Origin of the sequence: Oceanimonas marisflavi, from assembly GCF_003049725.1 — a bacterium.
Taxonomy (GTDB): Bacteria; Pseudomonadota; Gammaproteobacteria; order Enterobacterales; family Aeromonadaceae; genus Oceanimonas; species Oceanimonas marisflavi.
This window is the reverse complement of the sequence record NZ_QAGM01000044.1, coordinates 1-7,222: the sequence shown is the minus strand read 5'-3', so window position 1 is coordinate 7,222 and position 7,222 is coordinate 1. Positions and strand designations below refer to the sequence as shown.

The window sequence follows — 7,222 nt, the reverse complement described above, 5'->3', positions numbered from 1 at the left end:
GGCTTCCTTCAGACCCTGCCGTTGGCCAACAGCGCCCTTGCCATTCGGATTATCTTCCCCTCAGTCAGGGTGATTCAGGTTTCTTTCAACCTGACGGGTTTGCCAGCTTCGCTGGGCAAACAAAAAAACCCGCAGATGCGGGTTTTTTGCGTTCAGCCGGAAAGAAAGATCAGCCAGCCGGGTAGTTGGCCCTGAGCACGGCTTCGGCGTGGTTGGCCATGCCGGTGAGGCCGAGCTGGTCATAGGCCTGCTGCATGATCTGCAGGGCGGGCTTGAGCTGCTCGGTGTCGGGGTAGGACTCCACCACAAACTTGGCGCGGTTGGCGGCGGCCAGCCAGGCCTGGCGCTTGACGTAATATTCGGCCACCGCCAGATCATGGCGGGCCAGGCGGTTTTTCAGGCTGATCATCCGCGCCCTGGCGTCGGCAGCATACACGCTGTCCGGGTGCTGGCGCAGCAGCTGGCGAAAGTCGGCAAAGGCCTGGCGGGCATAGCCGGGATCCCGGTCGGCTCTGTCCACATTGAACAGATCCTGAAAGAAGTTGTAGTCCGCCGACATATTGGTAAGGCCGCGCATATAGCGGGCGTAGTCAATGCTGGGGTGATTGGGGTTCAGACGAATAAAGCGGTCAATGTTGGCCAGCGCCCGAACCGTGTCGTCCTGCTTGTAGTAGGCGTAAATCAGGTCGAGCTGCACCTGATTGGAGTAGGCGCCAAACGGATAGCGGGCGTCCATGGCTTCCAGCAGCTCGGCGGCGCGAATGTAGTTTCCGGCCTGCAGCCGTGCCTGGGCATCCTGATACAGCACTTCCGGCGCTTCATCCGGAACTTCGTTCTTGCTGGTGCCGGCGCAGCCGGTGGCGGCCAGCGCCAGGGTCAGTGTCAGGGTGAGCCAGAGGCTTCGTTGTTTCGCCATTGAAAAGTCCATTGTGATTGCAAAATTCGGAAACTGATTAAGCTCAGCGTCAAGAACCGCTAGAATAACCAATTAAATATCATTTGGTAACCAGTGGTCTTCATGAGCCAGCATATCGAACTGACCGGCGAGATAGCCGATCATCAATACGGTCAACGTCTGGACCAGGCGTTGGCGGAAATGTTCCCCGATTACTCCCGTTCCCGCATCAAAACCTGGATCCAGCAGGAGCAGGTGCAGCTGGACGGCACCGTGGTCAGCAAACCCCGGGAAAAAGTGCTGCCCGGCCAGCAAGTGGTGGTGAACGCAGAGCTGGAAGACGAAGTCAGGTTCGAGCCTCAGGCCATTGATCTGAACATTGTCTACGAAGACGACGATATTCTGGTGATTAACAAACCTGCCGGTCTGGTGGTGCACCCCGGCGCCGGCACCCCCGACGGTACCCTGCTTAACGCCCTGCTGCACCATTGCCCGGACATTGCCGAGGTGCCCCGGGCTGGCATTGTGCACCGGCTCGACAAGGACACCACCGGCCTGATGGTAGTGGCCAAGACGGTACCGGCCCAGACTCATCTGGTCAGTGCCCTGCAGGCCCGCCACATTACCCGTGAATACGAGGCCGTGGCCATTGGCCATATGACCGCCGGTGGCACCGTGGAGGCAAACATCGGCCGTCACCCCACTCAGCGTATTCAGATGGCGGTGACGCCCAGTGGCAAGCCGGCGGTAACCCACTACCGGGTGATGGAAAAGTTCCGCGCCCATACCCGGCTGCGGTTGCGGCTGGAAACCGGCCGTACCCACCAGATCCGGGTGCACATGGCCCACCTCAAGCATCCGCTGGTGGGCGATCCCGTCTACGGTGGCCGGCTCAAGCCGCCCCGGGCTGCCGATCCCGAGCTGCTGGAGTTTCTGCGCGGCTTCAAGCGCCAGGCCCTGCACGCGGTCATGCTGCGGCTGGAGCACCCGATAACCGGCGAAATGATGGAATGGCATGCGCCCATTCCTGATGACATGGTCAAACTGGTGGAGGTGCTGCGCGCCGACACCGAAGCCCACCCGGATGATCTGGTATGGATATAATTCTGCCCGACTGGCCGGCGCCGGAAAATGTGTGTGCTGCCCAGAGCACCCGTACCGGTGGCGTCAGTCATGCACCCTGGCACAGCCTGAATCTGGGCACTCATGTGGGTGACGATACCGCTTCGGTGCACACCAACCGGGAGCGGCTGGCGGCCTGCCTGAACCTGCCGTCCGAGCCGGTCTGGCTGGAGCAGGTGCACGGTACCCGGGTGCTCACGTTGCCGGCGGAAAACGACAACCTCACCGCCGACGCCATGGTCAGCCGCACGCCGGGGCGAGTGTGTGTGGTGATGACCGCCGACTGCCTGCCGGTGTTGTTCTGCGATCAGCAAGGCTCCGTAGTGGCGGCGGCCCACGCCGGCTGGCGCGGGCTGGCCGCCGGTGTGCTGGAGGCCACCCTGCAGAAAATGCAGGTGGATCCCGGGTCGGTACTGGCCTGGCTGGGGCCGGCCATCGGCGCAAATGCCTTTGAAGTGGGCGGTGAGGTGCGCGACGCCTTTATCGCTCAGTCCGACCTCGCTGCAGACGCCTTCAAGCCCCATGGCGACAAATGGCTGGCGGATATCTATCATCTGGCCCGGCTGCGACTGGCGGCGGCCGGAGTGCACCACATTTACGGCGGCGAGCATTGCACCCTGTCCGAGCCCGAGCGGTTTTTCTCCTACCGGCGCGATGGCCAGACCGGCCGCATGGCCTCGTTTATCTGGCTGGAAGCGTAAAAACCCCTGGGTGCCGGTTGAAAATCGGCCACAAGGCCCCATTCTTAGTATCAGTATTTAAGCTTGCATGCCCGTTCCGGCGGGCCTTTCAAGGAGAAAGCTGATGCGTCTTGATCGTCTTACCAGTAAGTTTCAACTCGCCCTGCAAGACGCCCAGTCGATGGCGCTGGGGCGGGATCATGCCTATATCGAGCCGGCCCATCTGCTGGTGGCCATGCTCAACCAGGAAGGTGGCACCGTGCGCCCTTTGCTCACTGCCGCCGGGGTGGATGGCAATGCGTTGCGGGTGGAGCTCGACAAGTCCCTCGACCGGCTGCCCAGGGTCAGTGGTGGCGACATGGATGTACAGGTGTCACCTGTACTGGGACGCTTGCTTAACCAGTGCGACAAGCTGGCCCAGCAGCGCAAGGATGCCTATATCTCTTCCGAGCTGTTTCTGCTGGCGTCTCTCGACGACAAAGGCGAGCTGGGTGAGCTGCTCAAGCGGGTAGGTTTGACCAAGGACAAACTCACCAAGGCCATCGACGCTATTCGTGGTGGCCAGAAGGTGGACGATCCCAACGCCGAGGAAACCCGTCAGGCGCTGGAAAAATACACCATTGATCTCACCGAGCGGGCCGAGCAGGGCAAGCTGGATCCGGTGATCGGTCGGGACGATGAAATTCGCCGCACCATTCAGGTGCTGCAACGGCGAACCAAGAACAACCCGGTACTGATCGGTGAGCCCGGTGTAGGCAAGACCGCCATTGCCGAAGGTCTGGCCCAGCGTATTATCAACGGGGAAGTGCCGGAAGGCCTCAAGAACAAGCGGGTGCTTTCGCTGGATATGGGTGCGCTGGTGGCCGGTGCCAAATACCGGGGCGAGTTTGAGGAGCGGCTCAAGGCACTGCTCAACGAGCTGGTCAAGGAAGAAGGCCGGGTGATCCTGTTCATCGACGAGCTGCATACCATGGTGGGGGCCGGCAAGGGCGAGGGTGCCATGGATGCCGGTAACATGCTTAAGCCGGCGCTGGCCCGGGGCGAGCTGCATTGTGTGGGCGCCACCACCCTGGATGAATACCGCCAGTATGTGGAAAAGGACGCGGCCCTGGAGCGGCGTTTTCAGAAGGTGTTGATCGACGAGCCTACGGTGGAGGACACCATTGCCATTCTGCGTGGTCTGAAGGAGCGCTACGAGCTGCACCACCATGTGCAAATCACTGATCCGGCCATCGTGGCCGCTGCCACCCTGTCACACCGCTACATTGCCGACCGCCAGCTGCCTGACAAGGCTATTGACCTCATCGACGAAGCAGCTTCCAGTATTCGTCTGCAGATTGACTCCAAGCCCGAGCCGCTGGACAGGCTGGACCGGCGCATTATTCAGCTTAAACTGGAAGAACAGGCTTTGCTCAAGGAAGACGACGAAGGCAGCCGCAAGCGCCTGCAACTCATTCGTGATGAGCTAGCCGAGAAGGAAAAGGAATATGCCGAGCTGGAAGAGGTGTGGACCTCAGAAAAAGCGGCCCTTGCCGGCACTCAGCATATCAAGGCGGAGCTGGAGCAGGTGCGTCAGGAACTGGAAGTAGCGCGCCGAGCCAGTGATCTGGCGCGCATGTCGGAGCTGCAGTATGGGCGTATTCCCGAGCTGGAAAAGCAGCTGGATCTGGCTGCCCAGGCCGAGATGCAAGAGCAGCATCTGCTGAAAAACCGGGTGACCGATGAAGAGATTGCCGATGTGCTGTCGCGCTGGACTGGCATTCCCGTAGCCAAGATGCTGGAAGGGGAAAAGGAAAAACTGCTGCGCATGGAAGACAGCCTGCACGAGCAGGTGATCGGTCAGAACGAGGCGGTGGACGCGGTGGCCAATGCCATTCGCCGTAGCCGGGCCGGGTTGTCGGATCCCAACCGGCCGGTGGGCTCTTTCCTGTTTATGGGGCCTACCGGGGTGGGCAAGACCGAGCTGTGCAAGGCGCTGGCCGACTTTCTGTTTGATAGCCGCGATGCCATGGTGCGCATCGATATGTCGGAATTCATGGAGAAACATTCGGTGTCCCGGCTGGTGGGTGCGCCTCCCGGTTATGTGGGTTATGAGGAAGGCGGTTACCTGACCGAGGCAGTGCGGCGCAAGCCTTATTCGGTGATCCTGCTTGACGAGGTGGAAAAGGCCCACCCGGATGTGTTCAACATTCTGCTGCAGGTGCTGGATGATGGTCGCCTTACCGATGGTCAGGGGCGCACCGTGGACTTTCGCAATACCGTGGTGATCATGACCTCCAACATCGGCTCGGATCTGATCCAGGAGCACAGTGCTTCCAGTGAATACGATCAGATGAAAGCCATGCTGATGGAGGTGCTGGGGCACCAGTTCCGCCCCGAGTTCATCAACCGTATCGACGAAATCGTGGTGTTTCACCCCCTGGCTCAGGAGCAGATCAAGGCCATTGCCCGTATTCAGCTGCAGGGGCTGGTGGAGCGGCTCGAACGCATGGATTATCAGGTGTCCATCAGCGATGCCCTGCTGGAAAAACTGGCCCAGGCCGGCTTCGACCCGTTGTTCGGCGCCCGCCCGCTCAAGCGGGCCATTCAGCAGAAGGTGGAGGATCCCCTGGCCCAGGCCATGCTCTCCGGTCGGGTGGTGCCCGGCAAGGCGCTGAAACTCGACGCCGACGACAACGGACTGATACTGGACCAGTAATCCGGCAGTAAAAAGTGAGGGGTAAGGAGTGAGGAGCTCCTTCTCCTCACCCTTCTCACCTCACTCTTCACTGGTTAGCCCGGGCGCCCATCGGCTCTGGGTTGCGTCAGTATGGGCCAGTAAACCCGGCAGAAAATGCCAAAGGCAATTATCCAGGCCAGGGCGCTGACATCATAGGCCACACCACTCAGTCCGGGGGCCAGCATGGGCAACAGGGTGCGTACCAGACCGGCGGTAATCACCAGCACAAAGGCCACCACCATGGCTTTTTTCAGCTCCAATGGCCGGCCGGAGTGACCCAGCGACACCCGGGCGATCATGCCTAGGATCACGGTGCCCATGGCACCGGCGGTCAGCCAGTGGCTGGCCAGCGACACGGTAATGCCGGCACTCAGCAGTGCCGCGGCCATGGCCAGCAGCCCCAGCGGAATAAACAGATAGCCGGCGTGCAGCACCCACAACAGGGGAATGCCTCGGGTCAGCTTGTTGTTCCAGCGGGAAAGACGAACCAGGTGCGCCACGGCGGCCAGTACCATCACCATAGCGAGCAAGCCATTAAACAGTGTGGTTCTTGGCAAGAGCAGCCAGCCCAGGGTAACCAGCCAGATGGATCCCAACGCCAGTTTTTCAAGGACAGGCATGGGCGTTGGCTTGTCGGTTCCGGTGGCCCGGGCGGTAAAGAAAGGGATCACCCGGCCGCCCATCACGGTGATCAGGGCGGCGATTGCCAGCACTGTGGTGGTAAATACCCGCTCGGCCAGCAGCCAGTTCTGACTGAAGGCGGCATAATAACTGAGGGCGTTGAGCAGGGTCATAAACATCAGCAGGGGTACAAAAAACAGGTTGCGCCACTGCTTTATCTGGATAACCGGGCGTGCCAGAAAACCGGCGACCAGCGGCAGCCAGAGCAGATCCAGCACCATCACCAGGCCGTTCAGCTCACCCCGTAACGGCATCAGCAGACGGGGCAGCAGCCAGAGACCGGACACCAGTGCCAGCGGCCAGCCGCGCACGCCGGGAATGCCGGTCCAGTTCTGTATGGCGGTAAGGACAAATCCCGCGATAATGGCCAGGCCAAAACCAAAAATCATCTCGTGGGCATGCCACCAGACGGGATTGCTGACTCCGGGCAGGACGGGAACACCGTGCAGGGTCAGCAGCCATAGTACCATGGCGGTACAGGAAAGCAGGGCGCCGCCCAGAAAAAACACGCGAAAGCCCAGCCGGAACAGGGGGACGATGCTGTTTTCCTTTTGTGCATCCAGAATTTGCATATGGATTACCTTTAGTTGCATTTCATATGACAATTATAGGGGTGGCGATAAGAGAAACCTGAATCTGGATCAAAAATAGTCAAAAAGATGGTTTTGGTATGTTTTTTATACGAAGTCGCTTTTTTTCATAAAAATATCAAAAAAGCCCTTGCGCAAAATCCGCGGCTCCCTATAATGCGCCCTCACTGACACGGCGGAACACGCCGACGGTCACAAGGGTTGAAAGCGAACGACATAAAGTTCAAATAAACGCTTGACGAACAAAAAGGATTGCGTAGAATACGCAGCCCTGACCCGCGAAAGCGGTCAACGCTCTTTAAGCAGCCTTGAGCTGCAGAGCAACGCTCTTTAAAAATTAGTATCAAGCAAACTGTGTGGGCACTCGCAGACGTTTGAGAAACAAAAAAATATTGTTTTTCAATGATTTGTGAAGTGCACTAGTAATAGCAGCAATTCAGATATTCATTGAGCATCAAATCTTTAATTGAAGAGTTTGATCATGGCTCAGATTGAACGCTGGCGGCAGGCCTAACACATGCAAGTCGAGCGGTAA

General features: G+C 59.3%; 6 protein-coding genes and 1 rRNA gene. 5 read left to right on the top strand and 2 right to left on the bottom strand.

Going from position 1 to position 7,222, the window contains the following annotated elements:
• On the top strand, positions 1 to 195 hold a 195-nt coding region (locus DA373_RS16535; protein ID WP_232821387.1), incomplete at its 5' end, for a hypothetical protein.
• Here the strand turns inward: DA373_RS16535 and DA373_RS15830 are convergent.
• The gene (locus DA373_RS15830; protein ID WP_107853239.1) at positions 170 to 916 is read right to left on the bottom strand and encodes an outer membrane protein assembly factor BamD; all 747 of its coding nucleotides are present in this window, start codon (positions 914 to 916) and stop codon (positions 170 to 172) included. The two genes, DA373_RS16535 and DA373_RS15830, sit on opposite strands and share 26 nt — an antisense overlap.
• Before the next feature lie 102 nt (positions 917 to 1,018).
• On the opposite strand from DA373_RS15830, the gene rluD reads away from it, so the two are divergent.
• The 3 genes from rluD to clpB all read left to right on the top strand — a co-directional run bounded on the left by rluD (position 1,019) and on the right by clpB (position 5,395).
• Entirely contained in the window at positions 1,019 to 1,999 is a 981-nt protein-coding gene (gene rluD, locus DA373_RS15825) for a 23S rRNA pseudouridine(1911/1915/1917) synthase RluD (RefSeq protein WP_107853238.1), read from the top strand.
• Entirely contained in the window at positions 1,990 to 2,718 is a 729-nt protein-coding gene (gene yfiH, locus DA373_RS15820) for a purine nucleoside phosphorylase YfiH (RefSeq protein WP_107853237.1), read from the top strand. Before rluD ends, yfiH begins: the two co-directional genes overlap by 10 nt.
• Positions 2,719 to 2,821: 103 nt before the next feature.
• Positions 2,822 to 5,395 (top strand): ATP-dependent chaperone ClpB, encoded by a 2,574-nt coding sequence (gene clpB / locus DA373_RS15815; protein WP_107853236.1) that lies wholly within the window; start codon positions 2,822 to 2,824, stop codon positions 5,393 to 5,395.
• A 74-nt stretch (positions 5,396 to 5,469) separates the two neighbouring features.
• Here the strand turns inward: clpB and DA373_RS15810 are convergent, their stop codons facing one another.
• A complete protein-coding gene (locus DA373_RS15810) occupies positions 5,470 to 6,669 on the bottom strand; it encodes an NnrS family protein (RefSeq protein ID WP_107853235.1) in 1,200 nt (399 codons plus the stop codon).
• Between the two features lie 481 nt (positions 6,670 to 7,150).
• Here DA373_RS15810 and DA373_RS15805 point away from each other — a divergent pair.
• Positions 7,151 to 7,222: ribosomal RNA gene (locus tag DA373_RS15805) — 16S ribosomal RNA — on the top strand; the annotation flags it as partial.